This window comes from Paenibacillus sp. FSL F4-0100 (assembly GCF_037993005.1).
Lineage (GTDB): Bacteria > Bacillota > Bacilli > Paenibacillales > Paenibacillaceae > Paenibacillus_AQ.
In genome coordinates this window covers 5,755,894-5,773,063 of sequence record NZ_CP150303.1, presented here as the reverse complement: position 1 = coordinate 5,773,063, position 17,170 = coordinate 5,755,894, and the positions used below count along the sequence as shown (strand labels likewise).

The window sequence follows — 17,170 nt, the reverse complement described above, 5'->3', positions numbered from 1 at the left end:
TGCAGCCAAAAGGAGGGATTCGTATGAAGTCAAGCAAGAGGGGTTTTTGGCTAGTAACGACGGCTTTATTAAGCGTTTCTTTGTTATTCGGTTGTACCGGGGGTAAGGGAACCCCAGCCGATACCGGCGATCCGGAGCCGGGAAAGGATGGAGAGACAGCCAAGAAAATCATTACCGTGACGTTTCGGGATGACGGAATCGGCGAGAACGGAGCGTTCTATAAATGGCTCAAGGAACTATCGGCAAGTTACCCCGACAAAAGCGTAGAGATTAAGCCGACACCGATTCAGGCATCGGAAGGCGATTATTTTGCCAAGGTGGCCTTGGCGCTCAAGTCCAAAGATACGGCGCCGGATATTGTGACAGAGGATACCTTTATCCTGAACTCTGATGCAAGCGCAGGCTATCTGGAACCGCTTGACGATAAATTGGCGGCATGGGAAGACTGGGGCAACGGTTCCTTCATTGAAGCGATGAAGAAGGGGGTTACCGCTAGCGATGGCAAGGTGTACGGCGTACCGTACAATACGGATTCCAGGGGCCTCTGGTACAACAAAGACATTTTCAAACAAGCAGGTCTTCCGGAGGATTGGCAGCCTAAGAACTGGGAGGAGGTCTTAAGCGCTGCGCGAACGATCAAGGAGAAGGCGCCTGACGTTGTGCCGATCTGGATGAACATGGGCAAGGCTACAGGCGAAGCAACCTCCATGCAAACCTATGAAATGCTGCTCTACGGAACAGGCGAAAGACTGTATGACGATGCCGGCGGCAAATGGATTACGAAAAGCCAGGGCATTCTCGATGCGCTGACCTTTGTGGAGACGGTTAATAAGGAGAAACTCGGACCGCCGCTCTCCAAAGTATTGAATGGCCAGGCAGGCAACACGGCGTCCCGCGAATACCTGCCGCAAGGCAAGCTGGCGATTTCGCTGGATGGCTCCTGGATTACGGGCAACTATATGGAATCAGGCGCGGCGCCATGGCCTGAATACAAAGATGTGCTCGGCTTCGCGCCGATGCCGACCAGCCAAGGGCAGGACCCTGGGTCCATTACGCTGGCCGGAGGGTGGGCGCTGTCGATTCCAAGCAATTCCAAGAACAAAGACGAGGCTTGGGAATTTATCAAATATGCGCTAAACAAGGATAATACGCAGAAGCTTGTCATGGCCTCAGGGAATATCACGGTACGTGCCGATGTTGCCAAGGATCCGGAATATACGAAAATGCCGTTTAACGAAATCGCGACCGAATACCTGCAGAATGCAGAGTTCAGACCGGCTCAGGAGAAGTATCCGGAAGTGTCGACACAGATCCAGACGATGGTGGAGTCCGTGGCAACGGGAACGTCGCCGGCGGATGCCATGAATAAATATGCGCAGGACGTCACCCGCATTGTCGGAGCGGATCATATCGTGGAGAAATAATTGGCTATAAGCAAAACCAGCTTGCTCAAGCACTCCATTCATCGCGGAGACTTGGGCAAGCGGTTTTTCAGATCATCCGCATGGAAGGAGAAGACACATGAGCAGTCTGTCCGTGGACGTTTACCCGAAACGAAGAAAAACGTATACCTGGCTCTTTTTTTTGCTTCCTTCAATCGCGATTATGCTCGTGTTTTTTATATATCCGATTCTGTTAACATTCTTCTATTCCTTCACCAACCTGGCGTTAACCGGCGAAGCGGCGAGGGAGCTTAAGTTTATCGGCCTTGACAACTATGCCCGGATGTTCCAGGACCCCACGGTTCGAATCAGTATATGGAACACGCTGGTTTTCCTTATCGGCTCGGCGGTGATCGGGCAGCAGGTGCTGGGATTTCTGATCGCCCTGCTGATGAAGCAGAGGAACAAGACTTTTCGGCGAGTGATTGGAACGATTGTGCTTGCGGGCTGGGTGACGCCCGAGATTGTATGCGCTCTTTGCTTGTACAGCTTCTTCGGGGATGAGGGCACGCTGAATGCGATTATCACTTTTTTTGGATTTTCGGAAGTGACCTGGCTGTTTACCGTCCCGATGCTGACGATCATTCTTGCGAACATTTGGCACGGTACGGCCTTCTCGATGCTGGTATTTCAAGCTGCGCTGGATGATGTGCCTAACGAAATTGAGGAAGCGGCGGTGGTGGATGGAGCCTCCAAGTGGAAAATCTTCACGCGTATCATTATTCCGTACATTAAAAGCACCATTACAACCAACATGATGCTGGTTACGCTGCAGACGCTTGGGGTGTTCGGACTCATCTATGCGATGACCGGGGGCGGTCCGGGCAATTCTACGACGACCCTGCCGATCTTCATGTACAATCAGGCATTTGTGAACTATCAATTAGGCTATGGAACCGCCATTTCGCTGCTGCTGCTGTTGATCGGGATTGTCTTAAGCCTGCTGTATATCAGGTCGATGAAAGAGTAACCAGAGGTGAGATCATATGAATGCCAAACAACGTAAATTAATCTATCGTATTCTGCCGTACGCGATCCTTACGGGGATCGGCATTTGCTTTGTGCTGCCGCTGCTCTGGGTTCTCGTGGCTTCCGTCGATCCGAATGCGATGCAATCGCTGAAGATGCCCAGCAAGGTTACCGGCGCTAACTATGTTGAGGTGATTACCAGCAGCGAGAACCAGCGCGCTTACCTGATTGGTCTGGTGATGTCGCTTGGCCAAGCCGTATTGGTTGTTCTTCTGGCGCTGCTTGCAGCTTATCCGCTATCCCGTTATCAGATGAAATATAAGAAACCCTTTATGCTGACCATTCTGTTTATGACATCGCTCCCGATTACGGCTGTGATGGTGCCTGTTTACCAGCTGTTCCTGGGGCTGAAGCTGTATGACAATATTTTGGGCGTCATCTTGTTCTATGTAGCGTCATCCATGCCGTACGGGATTTGGATGATGAAGAATTTCATGGATTCCGTGCCGAGCGATCTGGAGGAAGCCGCCTGGGTGGACGGGGCTTCGGTGTTTACGGGAATGCGCAAGGTCGTGGCACCGCTGATGGTTCCGGGTATTTGTACGGTGGCGATATTTACCTTCTCGGGCAGTTGGGGCAATTTCTTCGTCCCGTATATTCTGCTGCAGTCGCCTGAGAAATTCCCGGCTTCCCTGAAGCTCTATCAGTTCTTCGGGCAGTATGGCATGGTCGATTACGGCAGCCTGGCCGCCTTCTCGGTGCTGTACGCCATCCCGGCGATCATCATGTACATTCTCTCCCAGCAATTCATGTCCAAGGGCTTCGGGCTGCAGGGCGGAACGAAGGGATAGGGGAAGCTAACGAATCAGCTGTTGAGTAAATCTTAACAGCTTTTTTTAGCTGGGAATATTTGTTACACTTTAGTTATGTATTTTACATGATGGCGTGTATAACGTAGATGTAATGATATTTTTAGTCATGATGAATGGAGGAGTATAAGTTGGGAGTTAAACGCATTGTCGCAAATGTCGCAACGAAGGATATCGCCGCAGCCAAGACGTTTTATCAAGATGTGCTGGGTCTGGATATGTTAATGGATCATGGCTGGCTCACCACTTATGGCTCGCAGGAGAGGATGAGCATACAGATCAGCTTTGCTTCCGAGGGAGGCAGCGGCACGCCCGTCCCGGATCTGTCGATCGAAGTGGATGAGCTAGAGGCTGTGCTGGATGCGATGAGGCGGGCAGACTTTTCCATTGAATATGGACCGGTTGATGAGCCTTGGGGAGTAAGACGCTTTTTTGTCCGCGATCCGTTCGGGAAGCTGGTCAACATTTTGATGCATCTGTCACATGATTGAGTATATGTGGGTCAAGTCGGTATCTTCGCACTGATGCTTATATGCTACCCAGTACATAAGGATGAGCATATATGATATACTGTTTATAATATAAACAATTATCGATGACATCAGAAGCTAGGATGCAGAAAGGATACACTGTTTATGTCAAACGATCAGAGTATGGATTCGGATATTGGATCCAAGCTGCCCAGAGGGGCGGCTCTTAGCTGGGGATTGGTAAAGCCGCCGCAGCGGGGACCGAAACGGGAGATGAGCCTGTCGCAGATTGTGGAGACGGCTATCGATATCGCCGATAAAGAAGGGCTTTCCGCTGTCTCCATGAATCGAATCGCGTCCTCCTTGGGTTTTACCGCCATGTCGCTGTACCGGTACATTTCCAGCAAGGACGACCTTTTGCTGCTAATGCAGAACGCCGCGTGCGATATTCCCATTCCTCCGGAAGATTCTGCCGACTGGCGCGAGAATATGCGGGCCTACGTCAAATCGACGATGCAGGTATTCCGGGATCACCCCTGGTTTGGAGACATTCCGATTACGGGTATTCCCATTACGCCGAACAATCTGCGATTTATCGATTGGGGTCTGCGGTTCATGACGGATCTCCCGCTGAATGATTATGAGCGGATGTCTTTGATTCTCTTGTTAAGCAATTACGCTAGATCAAGCGGCATGATGCAGCGGGATATGGACCGCGCCATACAGGCAGGCTCCACCCCGGAACAGTTCAGTGGAATCGATTATACGGCAGCGCTGAAACAGCTTATGAAGCCGGATCGGTTTCCGTTCCTGTATCCGGTTGTGATGTCGGGGGTCTATACGGAAGACAACGAGGAAGTGAATCCGATTGGCAATGACATTGATTTCGGGTTAGAACGCATTCTGGACGGCATTGATCATTATCTCCAGGCAAAGACACAGTCCGGACAGTCGGACAAGTAATGTTATCGGTCAAAGTTACAGGCCGTGGTCGATAAGAGAGTGCCGTAGCTGAGCAAAAAACCGATCCTCGCATGAGGATCGGTTTTTTGCTGGTTGATTTGGCCCAAAGCGGACGTTTTATCAAGCGTATGCATAGTTAGCGTCGACCGGCTTTTCTCTTAAACGTCCACATGCTCCATACCATGGACCCGACAAGGATGAACAGACACCATCCAATTGCCCAGCCGATGTGATCCTGGATAGAACCTCCCGTCAGCAACCCGCGAATGGACTCAATGACGGGCGTGATCGGTTGGTTGCTTGCGACCCCTTGCAGCCATGTCGGCATCGTCTCAGTAGGAACGAAGGCGCTGGAGAGGTAGGGGAGGAAGAGCAGTGCAAATCCATAGCTGCTGGCCGCTGCCGGACTGCCTGCAACGAGGCCGATGGCGGCATAAAGCCAAGTGAAGGCAAAGATGAAGAGCGCGATCAAGCCGATGGCGAGAATCCAATCCAGAAGTCCGGCTGAAGGCCTGAATCCAACGAGCAGAGCCACAGCGATAACGACGCCAGTCGCCAGCATGTTTCGAGCAAGGCTGGCTACCACATGTCCTGTAATGACACTCATGCTTTGAATGGGCATGGTCCGGAAGCGGTCAATGATGCCATTGGTCATATCTTGGGAGACATCGACGGCCGTGCTGGACGATCCGAAACCTGCGCATAACAGAATGATTCCCGGCACCACGTAGTCTACATACTGTCCGCTGGGATCAATGGCGCCGCCAAATACATAGGTGAACAGCAGCATCAACATGATCGGCAGCATCATTGCCGTAATCATCGCCTCCGCGTTCCGGATGCTGTGACGTAAGCTGCGACCGATAAAAACGCTCTGGGTGACCGCAAAGGACGTTGTTTTTGTGTTCGAAGCTGTTCCTCTCATCATACGATTTCCTCCAATTTCTTGTCGGTTAGCGACAGGAATACATCATCCATATTTGGCCTGTGAAGACTTACGCGCGTCTCGTTCGGTAGCAGGTGAGTGAACTCATGGAGCGTCTGAGCGACGTCCCCGATGCTGCCGCTTGTCGGAATCCTGTGAATCACCTCGTCGTGTTCGTCGCGGAGCTCCAGAACTTCTCCTCCGACACGGGTCTTCAGCTCGGCCGGACTTCCCTCAGCAACGACTCGCCCGCCATCCAGGACCGCGATCCGGTCCGCGAGCTGATCCGCTTCCTCCAAATACTGCGTGGTCAGCAGTATGGTGATACCTTGGCTCTTCAACTGCAGAATGATATCCCACAGGGTACGGCGACTGCGTGTATCCAGTCCCGTGGTTGGTTCATCCAGGAACAGCACGGGCCGCGGCACAACAAGGCTGATCGCAAGATCAAGTCTTCTCTTCATCCCGCCCGAATACGTCTTCACGCGCTTGGCGGCAGCAGCTGCGAGATCGAATTGTTCGAGCAGTTCTGCAGTTCGCAGGCGCGCTTCCGCTGCGGATAGACCGGACAGCCTGCATATCATCTGCAGGTTCTCTTCCGCGGTCAGCACTTCGTCAACGGCAGCGAATTGGCCGGTCAGACTGATGGACTGCTGCACATCCTGTTTGTGATGGCGGAGATCAAATCCGTTAATCTTCACGCTGCCGGCTTCGGGCTTCACCAATGTGGACAGGATGTTGATCAAGGTTGTTTTGCCGGCTCCATTAGGACCAAGAAGAGCAAATACGTTTCCTTGCGGCACGCTCAGGTCGATCCCGTCCAGCACGGTTTGGTGCCCAAAGCTTTTGCGAAGTTGCCGAATCTCAACAGCATAGTTACTCATTGTCAGCACATCTCCCTTAATTAATTGTATATATAATAAACAGTTTAATTTATAATTAGTATATAGCATAAACAGTTATTGTGCAATACGATTTTTTTGCGTTTGGAATTGCATGATGATAACAGGAGGATAGGGTGTCGGGGCATAAAAAAGAGCCTGACGCGATGTAACAAAACATCAAGTCAGGCTCTTATAGGGATTAGTTCATAGTATATGCGATCTTATCGTTACGAACGATCCGATTCGTCATAAAGCTCCAGTTCAATGACGGTATTGCGTTTGTCGGGGAGCGGATAGGTGAAGTGTTCAGGCCGCGCGAAATTAACGAATGCGTCTTCGACGAATTCGGCGGCGCTCCATGGGCGGCTGAGGAACAATTCGTATCCGTCCGCGAGCAGACGGGCTTTCTTCACCTTGTCGGCCATGCCGATGAGATTGATCGGTCCGATGGACTCCTCAAAGACGTGGGCGTACAGCTTATTGCCTTTTTGGGTGTACCGACCCCAATCCGGCTTCGGATAATCGGCGGCCGCACAGCCATAGATACTGTCGCCGTTCTTGCTCATCCAGTCACCGATTTCCTCCAACACGTCAAGGCTCTCCTTAGGGATGACGCCCCTCGCGTCAGGCCCGACGTTCAGCAGCATGTTGCCGTTCTTGCTAACGCATTCCACCAGTTTGCGGATGATCGTGGTTGCCGATTTGTAATTGCGGTCGGCGGCTGCATAGCCCCAATTGTTATTCAGTGTAATGCAGGCTTCCCATGGGATCGGGGCACCTATCTGATCCACGACGCCGTGCGGCGGAATGATCTGTTCAGGTGACGCGAAATCTCCGCTGTAAACGGAAGGATCGGTAGTGTAGATGCTGCCTCCGCTCTCGCCGCTGCCTTCAAGCCGGTTATCGATCAGAATGTGCGGCTGCAACTCGCGGATCATCTTCATCAGCTCGGTGGCGCGCCATACTTCGCCGCGCATGTTACCATAGGAGAAGTCAAACCACATAATATCGAGCTTGCCGTAGCCTGTAAGCAGCTCCCGAACCTGCCCGTGCATGTAATCCAGGTATCGGTCGAAGTTTTTGGGATCGCGCTTGAAGGCTTCGTTGGCGCGCATCGGGTGAATGCGGTCCCCATAGGCCGGATAGTCCTCATGGTACCAATCGATCAGCGAGAAGTAGAGGCCGACTTTAAGGCCTTCTTCACGGAAAGCTTCCAGAAACTCCTGCACGAGGTCCCGGCCGGCTTTGGTATTCGTTGATTTATATTCCGTCAGCTTGCTGTCGAACAAACAGAATCCGTCATGGTGCTTGGCCGTCAGCACCGCATATTTCATGCCTGCTTTTTTGGCCGCTTTGGCCCACTCCCGCGGATTATAGTCAACGGGATCAAATTCATCGAAATAGGTCTGATAGTCTTCGATGCTCATCTGTTCCGAGCTTCGGAGCCATTCGCCTCTGGCTGGGATCGAGTAGAGCCCCCAGTGGATGAACATGCCGAAACGGTCGTTCTGGAACCATTGCACACGCTGGTTTCGTTCCTGGATGACTTGATTGGTTGGAGTGGTAGTTGTTGTCATGGATTCAAACCTCCGATTCTTGGAATTGTCGAGTTTGATTTTAACAAGAATGTGTTAGTATGAATAGATAATTACTTAACTCTGACGGGTATTATAATAACTTTAGAGGATAATCGCAGATGAAGAATGAACGAAATGAACATGAAGCCATTCAGCAGATGCTCCTGAACATGCAGGTTCAGATCTGGGAGGCCGAAAGAACGCAGTGCTGGCCGGAGTGGAAGGAATTCGACTACACCGTGTCTTACAACAAGCTCTATTTTATCCTGGATGGGGAAGGATGGGTGAAAATCGGCGATGAGGAGCTGTATCCCGTTCCGGGTCAATTGGTTCTGATGCCGGCACGGACCAGGCAATCCTACTCTGTCATCAGCGGCCGCCCCTATCTTAAATATTGGTCGCACTTCTCGGCGACCGTAGGCGATTCCGATGTATTTTCCTGGCTGAACGTTCCCTATTGCTATGATTTATCGGAGAACGCGGAGATTCCGTCATTATTCCAGCAGCTGGTGGATGCGCATCGTACCGGTACCATCGCCGCGCGGTTAAAGGAAAAGTCGGTGATGCTGGACATCCTGTCCCGAGTGTTCGAGCACCAGCACCCGCAGATTCATACGGACAAAATGGAAGATATGGGCAGGCTCCACAAAGTGCAGCAGTACATTAAGAATCACCTGCATGAGGAGATTACGCTGGAGCAGATGGCGGGGACGCTGCATTTGCATCCGAATTATTTTATTAAGTACTTCAAGCGGCATTTCGGGATCACGCCGCAGAAATATTTAAGCCTTAAACGAATGGAGCAGGCCAAACTCATGCTGAGAACGACCCCTCTGAGCATCAAAGAAATTGCGGACGCAACTGGCTTTGAATCGGCGAACTATTTCTCGAAAACGTTTCGTAAAGAGGTTGGTTACAGCCCCTCGGAATACCGGAACAATATATAGCAAAAAAGAGGCTGTCCCTGAATTTCGATTCGGGGACAGCCTCTATTCTTCAGATCAGGGTTGGGTTACCTAAAAACCTTTTCCTCCTAGCGGTTTAAGCCTGAGCGGCTCCGCACCGGCAATCAGCGGCCGCCCGCGCTGCAGCAGTTCGGACGTATCGGCTCCCTGCAATGAAGCGGCATGCGCGTCTTGACTGCTCCACAATTCCGTGACCCAGACGGCATTCGGATCGCTGTCCGAAACGTTGACGATATAGAGTTCACAATCTTTGTTATCGCTAAGCATCGCTGCTGCTTCGAGCAGGATCTCTGCAAGTTCATCCCGTTTGCCGGGATGGGCAATCAGCTTTCCGTACATCGCGAATTTCTCCATCGGGTTCACCCTTCCTTTTTGGTCATGTCGCTTAACATGCGTTCGTAATGGAGCGCCATGCTTGTCGTGATTTCTGACAGTTTCAGAACAAGAGAAGCGGGCTCCAGAATGGTTAAAGATTTGCCATATGGGAGAAGAAAATAGGGAACATAGGACGTCAGCGAAGACGTATCCAGTCGGAAATGAGCTTCTCCATCACAGCGTTTCACAAGCGTATGTCCAAATAACCAATGCTGACTTAATTCATTCAGAACATGCTCGTGGCCTTGGATGACGACATGGACCAGCGGTTCATGGCTGCCTTGATCGGGCAGCAGACTGCCAAGCAGTACATCCTTGGCCGAAAAATCAGCGGGCCGTTCAAATCCATGTTCTGTCAGCTCCAGCCCAATGATCCGATCCACGCGGAAATTGCGAATCTCTTGACGCAGATGGCAGAAGCCGGCGGCATACCATTGACCCTTCCAGTGGATGATACCGTAGGGGTCAAAGTTTCGGGTAATGCTGGCGCCTTCCCTGCCCTTCGAATACGTCATTTTCAGGGTTTGCCCGTGCGCCGCGGCACTTTCAAGCGTCTGAAGCAGCGGCCGCAGCCCCTTATGGACAGGAGGCTGCAACACCGAGACGCCGCCGCTGTGCCGTTCGATCTGAGAAAGCTGCTCTTCGTTCGTATAAAGCTTCAGCTTGTCAATCGCCCGCTGCAGTGCGTCTGTAAACGGATAGCCGCTTTCTTTGGCAAAGATCGAGGCATGCACCAATGCCTTCTGCTCTTCTGCATCAAACATCAGCGGGGATTCTGCAAACTGTCCGAGGATCCGAAAACCGCCGTTCGGCCCGGAATCGGCGATGATGGGCGCGCCGCTGGCGCATAACGAATCGATGCAGCGGTACACCGTTCGAACATGGATTTCCAGTTCATCGGCGATTTGCTGCGCGGTCATCTTCTTGCCCGAGCGGAGCATCCACAGGATCGACAGCATATTATCCGCTTTGGACATCTAGATTCGCTCCTTCCAGATGGGATGATCCCGAATGTTTGCTTTTAAGTAGATTGTATCTTTTCTACACGAGCGGGTCCATTCCCTTGTCGATCCAGGAATCGTAAGTCGGACCGTAGAGCTCGGGAATCCGCAGGCCGGCTTGTCTCATCAGCACCGTCATCTGTCCGCGGTGATGGGCTTGATGAACCAGGGTAAAATGCAGAAATGCCGCATTTGCCCAAGGCTCTCCGTCGAAATCACGGGTAGCGCGAAGATCATCCTCGCTCCATTGTGATTTCACGGCATCCAGAAAGGCATGCCGGATCCGGCGGTAGCTGCTCTGAATCTCGGCGGCGGAATCGGGGATTTCCTGCTCACGGGACGGGCCTTCAAATTGTAGACCGAGCATGGTCATATACTGAACCGACATTACCAAATGCCATGCCAGCTGACCGAGCGTGCGATGCTGATCCGTCATGGCCGTTTTGAGCGAATCGTCGGTTAATGCGTCCATGACTTGTTCTGTAATCCGTGCCTCTTTTAACCATTCTGTCGTAAAATCCTCTATACTCATGTTCATGTGTAAACCCTCGCTTTATATTAGGATGGATGCTGTAAGTCGAGTATATTACATCATTCCTGACAATTACGGTCAGTGATTATGGGAGAAGAAGAATTTATTTATTTCAGTGTTTAGCCGGAAATTATCTGCATGGTCTATAGAACCCTCTTCCTTTATAATGTATGAGATTTAAAGATCGTGCCGGATATCGAATATAGGGGGTGTACAGCATGCAGGAAGCGATTCACGAAATCCCAGGGGCAGATAAATGGATGACCGTTCAAACCGTTGACAAGGGCTGGTCGGCAGATCGTAAATACTATGTTCAGGATACGGAAGGCCAGGAGTGGCTTCTCCGATTATCCGACATCTCTCAATATGAGCGAAAGCGGTGGGAGTTTGAAGCGGTAAAAAAGCTTGATTCTATCGAAATGCGTACGTCTCGCCCGATTGATTTTGGCGTATGCCATGATGGCAGGCAAGTATTTTCCCTGTTTACATGGGTTCCGGGAGAAGATGCAAGGGATGCGATTCCATTGCTGGATTCTGAGGAGCAGTACCGGCTTGGCGTTCAGGCAGGCCAATATTTAAGCGAAATGCATCGCATTCCGGCTGAAAGCAGCTTTGACACATGGGTGGATTATTATAATTCCAAAATGGATAGGTACATCAAAAATTATAAGAACTGTGGCATCCAGCTCGCAGGTGCTGAGAACATCATTCGTTTTATGGAGGAGCATCGGTATTTGCTTGATGAGCGGCCCCGTGCTTTTCAGCATGGGGATTATCATGTCGGCAATATGGTGGTTACTCCTGAAGGTGAGTTGGGCATCATCGATTTCAACCGGGCGGATTATGGTGACCCTTGGGAGGAGTTTAATCGGATTACGTGGGATGCCGCGATTAGCCCGTGGTTTGCTTCCGGTCGTATTCACGGATATTTTCAAGGATGTGAGGTACCGGATTCATTTTTCAGATTAATGGCACTTTATATCGCGAGCAATCAGATTTCCTCAATTCATTGGGCGATTCCATTCGGAGAGCAGGAAGTGGAGGTTATGGTGAATCAGGCTCAAGAGGTGCTGAACTGGTATGAGGGGTTCCAGACGCATATGCCCAACTGGTATAAACCAATGCCGAGGTCGTCTTAAACCAGCGCTGCTAGGATAGCAATCCAGAAGAATTTTTCGGTGATGCTGCATGATACAATGACATCAAATCCCAAAAGGAGGTTTGTACTCATGTCATCAGCGGATATTCAGTTTGTCGGCGGAAACAATATTGCCCTTAAAATTCCGAAGTACAAGTATGAGGAAACCGTGCATTTTTACAAAGAGGTTTTGCGGCTGCCTTATTTAGGCTTCAAGGATGGTTCACACCTCTTTCAGCACGGCCCGAACAATTTATGGCTGGATTGCATGACTCACTATGCTCAGCAGGATGTCTGGTTAGAGGTCACTACGGATCATCCCGAGACCGCCGCTTCATATTTGAGAGAGCATCAGGTGGATCGCAGGGATGAGGTGGAGGTTTACGAGAACTCGCGAGGCTACTGGATATCCGATCCCTGCGGAACGATCATCCGGGTGAATGCAACAAAAGCAAATAAATAGGCGTTCGACTCGGCGTATGTGTTTGCCGTCGACGACACGCATCCTTAAGACGTGAGCTCATGTCCCAAACGTCCAACACTCATCCGGCAAAATTTATGCTCACGCACTAAGCTCCATCAAAACAGGACATAAAAAACCAAGCACTTCCTATCCAAGCTAGATTATGACAGGGGAATGCTTGGTTAATTCTTTTCGCTGCGAAATTACGCTACGGCTTCAGAACCACTTTGGTGCAGTCTTCTTCATGATCGCTAAATATCCGATAGGCATCGCTTGCATGTTCCAGTGGAAGCCGGTGGGATACAACTTCGGTTGGATCGAATTCCCCGGCGGTGATCTTCCTGAACAGCTCCGGCATATAATGGATGACAGGGGCTTGTCCCATGGTAAGGGTAATGTTTCGTTCAAAAATATGGCCCAGCGGGAACATGTTGTACAATGAACCGTACACGCCGGTCAGCTGAACGGTGCCGAATTTGCGAACGGCATCGAAGGCAATATCCATTGCGCTTAACGTTCCGCCTTGGAGCTTCAGCTTTTGACCAATGGCTTCCATGGTTGACTTCTTCCCGTCCATGCCAACGCAGTCGATCACAATATCCGTGCCGCCCTTAGTGATCTCGCGGATGTACGCGCCCATATCATCATAGTCTTCAAAATTGTAGATCTCAACATTGTTCATCCGCTTTGCTTTTTGCAGCCGGTAGGGAAGGCGGTCCACGGCGATTACCCGTTTAGCCCCCTTCATCCAGGCGAATTTTTGGGTCATCAGACCGACCGGTCCACAGCCGAGCACCGTCACGGTATCACCTGGCTTAACGCCGGCATTTTCCACGCTCCAATAGGCAGTAGGCAGAACATCGGACAAGAAGAGAAGCGCCTCATCCTCCAGTTCGCATGATTCGGGGATGACAAACGGCATAAAGTTCCCGTACGGTACGCGCAGATATTCAGCCTGCCCTCCAGGATAATTTCCATAGCGTTCGGTGTAACCCAGGTATCCACCGGTATGGACATCCGGGTTGCCATTGGAATTGTCGCATTGACTTTCCATATCATGATTGCAATAGTAGCAGTGGCCGCAAGAAACATTGAAGGGAAGAACGACGCGGTCGCCTTTTTTTACGCGGGTTACGTTAGCACCGATCTCTTCTACGATCCCCATGGGCTCATGGCCGATCACGAAATCTTTAGTCGTGGGCATAGTCCCGAGGTATATATGAAGATCGGAACCGCAAATGGCTGTAGAGGTGATGCGGACGATAATATCATCCTGTGTCTGAAGGGATGGATCCTGCACGTCTTTGACCTGAATGTCTTTTGCGCCTTGAAATGTGACTGCTCTCATTTGTCCCCTCCTCATGCGATGTACATATGTTCTCTCTTTAATAACCGATATGCACTTTTATTAACATCCCCATCGCTATTTATGCATATGCGCTGCTACGCGCAAAAACATAGTTTGTTTGAAGAACGGTCAATGCTAAACAGAGTAAAGTCACGGTGTTAACCGAGCCCGATGGCAAGCGTGTTAAATGTATACTTTCGGGCTTACCGGACATAGGACGGTGATAACTGCTGATTGCATAAGTGGATACTTTCGGATTTTAACGGACACAGGATCCGTTATTTGATCAGATAAGAGCTAAACTGGGATTCTAGCGGACATGAGGTACGTTATTTGCATAAAAAGTCCGTTTTTTCGCAGCGAAAGGGATGAATAACGGACTTGGTGTCCGTTAGGATAAGAAAATCGCCTGAATCGTGCCAATAGCGGATCTGTGGTCCGTTAGGTTCGGCTTGTTGTGATAGTGTGGCTTGTTGGTGATAGCAGCGGCTTGTTGGTGATGAAATTACCTGTTTGGGGATAGCAGCCAGTAATAAGTTTTAGTAGGACACACCCCATGGCCGATTTTCTTCGGTAAACCGAAGCCGCAGTCCGATGGTCGGTATGTGGATGGCATAAGGGACTTTTCTTAAAAACAAAGAACGCGTATTGGCAGGGATTCGGTTATCCCGCCATACGCGTTCTTTTTTAGGATCTTTACGATTACTCTTTGGGCTTTCCTTCCCGCGTGAAGGTCGCGGTGTCCAGGTGATGTTGGCGTCTACGCTTTGGCCGTTGGCGGCAAAAGTTTACACGAGCTTCAAATACTCAACGATCGTCAGCAAACCTTTATCGAAATTCTCCAAATTCAAATGCTCGTTCGGAGCGTGCAGATTCTCGTCCGGCAAGCCAAAGCCCATCATGACGGCAGGAGCATCAAGCGTGCTGGACAGCTTCTCGACGATCGGGATGGATCCGCCATCCTTTGTAAAGAGGGCACGCGTGCCGTAGACATGTTCGAAGGCGTCCGCGGCTTTTTGCAGCATTGGATGGGACGGATCGATGTTGAAGGCGAATGCCTTTTCCTTCGGTTTAAACGTAATCTTCGAACCGACTGGAGTGTGGGCATGCAAGTGGGCTTCAATCGCGTCGAGGACCGCTTGCGGATCCTGGTCCGCCACCAAGCGGCACGTAATTTTGGCATGGGCTTCCTTCGGAATAACCGTCTTGCTGCCTTCACCCTGGAATCCGCCGTATACTCCGTTCAGCTCAAGGGTCGGACGCGCTCCCACGCGTTCAACGAAGGAAAATCCTTCCTCACCGTACAGGGAATCGAGGCCGACATCCTGCTTCAGCTTATCCTCGTCAAATTCCTGCTTGGCAAATTCCTCGCGCATTTCAGGCGACAGCTCGAGCACGCCGTCATAGAAGCCTTTTACGGCGACACGGCCTTGCTCGTCATGAAGCGAAGAGAGCAGGGAGACGAGGGCATGCAAGGCGTTAGGTACGCCGCCGCCATATGTACCGGAATGAAGGTCGGTATTGGCTGTTTCCAGAGACAATTCTAGGGAGCACAATCCGCGAAGGCCTGTGGAAATGGCCGGTTTGCCAGGTGCGAGCAGGGATGTATCCGAGATCACGATGGCGTCTGCGGCCAGCTTGTCCTTGTTGTTGTCAAGATAGAGCGGGAGGTTCGGGCTGGACACCTCTTCTTCGCCTTCAATGCAGAATTTGATGTTGACCGGAAGCTCTTTCTCTTGCTTCAAAATGGCTTCAACGGCTTTGACATGCAGGAAAAGCTGGCCTTTATCGTCCGTTGCTCCGCGTGCATACAATTTTCCGTTACGGATAGCCGGCTCGAAGGGCGGCGTTTCCCACAGATGAAGCGGGTCTACAGGCTGTACGTCATAGTGACCGTATACGAGCACGGTTGGTTTGCCTTCGGCATGCAGATAGTCTGCCGTAATAATAGGATGTCCTGCCGTTTGATGAACTTCCACATGCTCAAGGCCTGCTTCCGTCAGCTTGCCTGCGAGCCACTCGGCAGCCTTTGCCACATCGCCTTTGTGCTCGGACAGGGCCGAAATGCTCGGAATGGACAACCATTCCTTCAACTCATTCAGATGGATTTCGCGGTGTTCATCGAAATACGCTTTATAATCAACGCTCATGTTATAGGGATCCTCCTTCAAAATTCTCATTGGCATTCGATGGATGCCGTACCTTACTATTCTAACCGTTTTTCGAGGAATACGAAATATAGCGGGATTAATCTTGAATCGTGTCATGACTCTCTTCTGGCTGTTGTGATGCAAAATTGTCCAAAAGGTTTCTCCAGAACATCCGCAGCGCGGGACTGATCAGCTTATTACGGTGGCGAACGGCATAAATCCGGCGCTCGGGCAGCCAGGACGGAATAGGTCGTGATTGGAGTTTCCCCTCTGCCAGTTCTTCTTGTATGGCAGCTTCTGCGATCATGCCATACCCCAGACGGTGCCGAACGGCTGCTTTCAGTGCTTCGGTTCCCGAGATTTCCAATGATATTTGAAGGTGGATATGATGTTTGTCAGCCCAGCGGTCAATAAGCTGTCTGCTGATGGAGCCTGGTTCATGCGAAACAAAGGGATGTTCGACCAGATCGCTCGGAATTAAATCTCTTATGCTGGCAAAGGGATGATCCGGGGCGAATATAAGCACCAGATCATCATGGATCAGCGGCTGTACGATGAATTCAGGCTCATCTACTTGCGTGTTCGATATGATGCCTACATCGAGCTCGTATTTTTTGACTTTCTCGATAATATAGGCTGCCGGTCGGACATCCAACTGTATGGACAACCCCGGATAATTGAGTTTCAACTGTTGCAGAAACGGCGGTAACAGGTAGGTAGCGGGAGTATGGGTGCTGCCAATGGCGAGTACTCCTGCAGCGGTTCCGCGGAAGACATCCATAGTTGATGAAGCTTCCTCAGACAGGGAATGGATCTGCGATGCGTAATGATAAAAGGCTTGACCGGCTTCCGTAAGCTTGATGACATGGTAGGACTTGGTGTGAAACAAGGCAAGGCCAAGCTCTTCCTGCAGCTTATTTAAATGGAAGGTGACGGTTGGCTGGGTAATGCCCAGCTTCTGAGCCACAAGGTACAACTTCCTCAGCTCCACGGTAAGCACAAATACTTTTAATTGCTGTAAGTTCATGTTGCTATCCTCTCTTTCCATTTCATCATTGATAATCTTAATCTTATCTAACATTTGATAGATATTATTTAA

The 17,170-nt window shown here is 50.7% G+C and carries 17 protein-coding genes; 8 read left to right on the top strand and 9 right to left on the bottom strand.

The features are described from left to right. Nucleotides 1–23 precede the first annotated feature (23 nt). From MHH48_RS26125 to MHH48_RS26105, 5 genes are all read left to right on the top strand, one after another. A complete protein-coding gene (locus tag MHH48_RS26125) occupies nucleotides 24–1,424 on the top strand; it encodes an ABC transporter substrate-binding protein (protein WP_076324157.1) in 1,401 nt (466 codons plus the stop codon). Between the two features lie 97 nt (nucleotides 1,425–1,521). Further along, on the top strand, nucleotides 1,522–2,412 hold the full coding sequence (locus MHH48_RS26120; RefSeq protein WP_076324156.1) for a sugar ABC transporter permease: 891 nt from the start codon (nucleotides 1,522–1,524) through the stop codon (nucleotides 2,410–2,412). Nucleotides 2,413–2,428: 16 nt separating this feature from the next. Beyond that, entirely contained in the window at nucleotides 2,429–3,262 is an 834-nt protein-coding gene (locus MHH48_RS26115) for a carbohydrate ABC transporter permease (RefSeq protein ID WP_076324155.1), read from the top strand. A gap of 149 nt (nucleotides 3,263–3,411) precedes the next feature. Then, the gene (locus tag MHH48_RS26110) at nucleotides 3,412–3,771 is read left to right on the top strand and encodes a VOC family protein (protein WP_076324154.1); all 360 of its coding nucleotides are present in this window, start codon (nucleotides 3,412–3,414) and stop codon (nucleotides 3,769–3,771) included. Nucleotides 3,772–3,915: 144 nt separating this feature from the next. Then, nucleotides 3,916–4,713 carry a TetR/AcrR family transcriptional regulator gene (locus tag MHH48_RS26105; RefSeq protein ID WP_076324153.1) on the top strand — a complete coding sequence of 266 codons (798 nt, stop codon included), beginning with the start codon at nucleotides 3,916–3,918 and terminating at the stop codon, nucleotides 4,711–4,713. 136 nt (nucleotides 4,714–4,849) lie between these two features. Here the strand turns inward: MHH48_RS26105 and MHH48_RS26100 are convergent, their stop codons facing one another. From MHH48_RS26100 to MHH48_RS26090, 3 genes are all read right to left on the bottom strand, one after another. Beyond that, the gene (locus MHH48_RS26100; RefSeq protein WP_076324152.1) at nucleotides 4,850–5,641 is read right to left on the bottom strand and encodes an ABC transporter permease; all 792 of its coding nucleotides are present in this window, start codon (nucleotides 5,639–5,641) and stop codon (nucleotides 4,850–4,852) included. Next, nucleotides 5,638–6,522, bottom strand: coding sequence for an ATP-binding cassette domain-containing protein (locus MHH48_RS26095; protein ID WP_076324151.1), 885 nt, complete (start codon nucleotides 6,520–6,522; stop codon nucleotides 5,638–5,640). Before MHH48_RS26095 ends, MHH48_RS26100 begins: the two co-directional genes overlap by 4 nt. Before the next feature lie 227 nt (nucleotides 6,523–6,749). After that, a complete protein-coding gene (locus MHH48_RS26090) occupies nucleotides 6,750–8,099 on the bottom strand; it encodes an alpha-L-fucosidase (protein WP_076324150.1) in 1,350 nt (449 codons plus the stop codon). A gap of 119 nt (nucleotides 8,100–8,218) precedes the next feature. Here MHH48_RS26090 and MHH48_RS26085 point away from each other — a divergent pair, with 119 nt between their 5' ends. After that, nucleotides 8,219–9,046 carry an AraC family transcriptional regulator gene (locus MHH48_RS26085; protein WP_076324149.1) on the top strand — a complete coding sequence of 276 codons (828 nt, stop codon included), beginning with the start codon at nucleotides 8,219–8,221 and terminating at the stop codon, nucleotides 9,044–9,046. A 69-nt stretch (nucleotides 9,047–9,115) separates the two neighbouring features. Here MHH48_RS26085 and MHH48_RS26080 read toward each other — a convergent pair whose 3' ends face one another. From MHH48_RS26080 to MHH48_RS26070, 3 genes are all read right to left on the bottom strand, one after another. Then, on the bottom strand, nucleotides 9,116–9,418 hold the full coding sequence (locus tag MHH48_RS26080) for an antibiotic biosynthesis monooxygenase (RefSeq protein ID WP_076324148.1): 303 nt from the start codon (nucleotides 9,416–9,418) through the stop codon (nucleotides 9,116–9,118). Nucleotides 9,419–9,423: 5 nt separating this feature from the next. Further along, nucleotides 9,424–10,416, bottom strand: coding sequence for a YafY family protein (locus tag MHH48_RS26075; protein ID WP_076324147.1), 993 nt, complete (start codon nucleotides 10,414–10,416; stop codon nucleotides 9,424–9,426). Between the two features lie 64 nt (nucleotides 10,417–10,480). Next, a complete protein-coding gene (locus MHH48_RS26070) occupies nucleotides 10,481–10,978 on the bottom strand; it encodes a DinB family protein (RefSeq protein ID WP_076324146.1) in 498 nt (165 codons plus the stop codon). Between the two features lie 212 nt (nucleotides 10,979–11,190). Between MHH48_RS26070 and MHH48_RS26065 the strand changes: the two genes are divergently transcribed. Together MHH48_RS26065 and MHH48_RS26060 are read left to right on the top strand one after the other, a co-directional pair. Next, nucleotides 11,191–12,111 carry a phosphotransferase family protein gene (locus MHH48_RS26065; RefSeq protein ID WP_076324145.1) on the top strand — a complete coding sequence of 307 codons (921 nt, stop codon included), beginning with the start codon at nucleotides 11,191–11,193 and terminating at the stop codon, nucleotides 12,109–12,111. 90 nt (nucleotides 12,112–12,201) lie between these two features. Next, the gene (locus tag MHH48_RS26060; protein ID WP_076324144.1) at nucleotides 12,202–12,573 is read left to right on the top strand and encodes a hypothetical protein; all 372 of its coding nucleotides are present in this window, start codon (nucleotides 12,202–12,204) and stop codon (nucleotides 12,571–12,573) included. Nucleotides 12,574–12,781: 208 nt separating this feature from the next. Here MHH48_RS26060 and MHH48_RS26055 read toward each other — a convergent pair whose 3' ends face one another. The 3 genes from MHH48_RS26055 to MHH48_RS26045 all read right to left on the bottom strand — a co-directional run bounded on the left by MHH48_RS26055 (nucleotide 12,782) and on the right by MHH48_RS26045 (nucleotide 17,098). Further along, nucleotides 12,782–13,921: a zinc-dependent alcohol dehydrogenase gene (locus MHH48_RS26055; protein ID WP_076324143.1), complete on the bottom strand. Its 1,140-nt coding sequence runs from the start codon at nucleotides 13,919–13,921 to the stop codon at nucleotides 12,782–12,784. A gap of 788 nt (nucleotides 13,922–14,709) precedes the next feature. Then, nucleotides 14,710–16,071, bottom strand: coding sequence for a dipeptidase (locus MHH48_RS26050; RefSeq protein WP_076324142.1), 1,362 nt, complete (start codon nucleotides 16,069–16,071; stop codon nucleotides 14,710–14,712). Nucleotides 16,072–16,168: 97 nt separating this feature from the next. Next, entirely contained in the window at nucleotides 16,169–17,098 is a 930-nt protein-coding gene (locus tag MHH48_RS26045; protein ID WP_076324480.1) for a LysR family transcriptional regulator, read from the bottom strand. Between the last annotated feature and the right edge of the window lie 72 nt (nucleotides 17,099–17,170).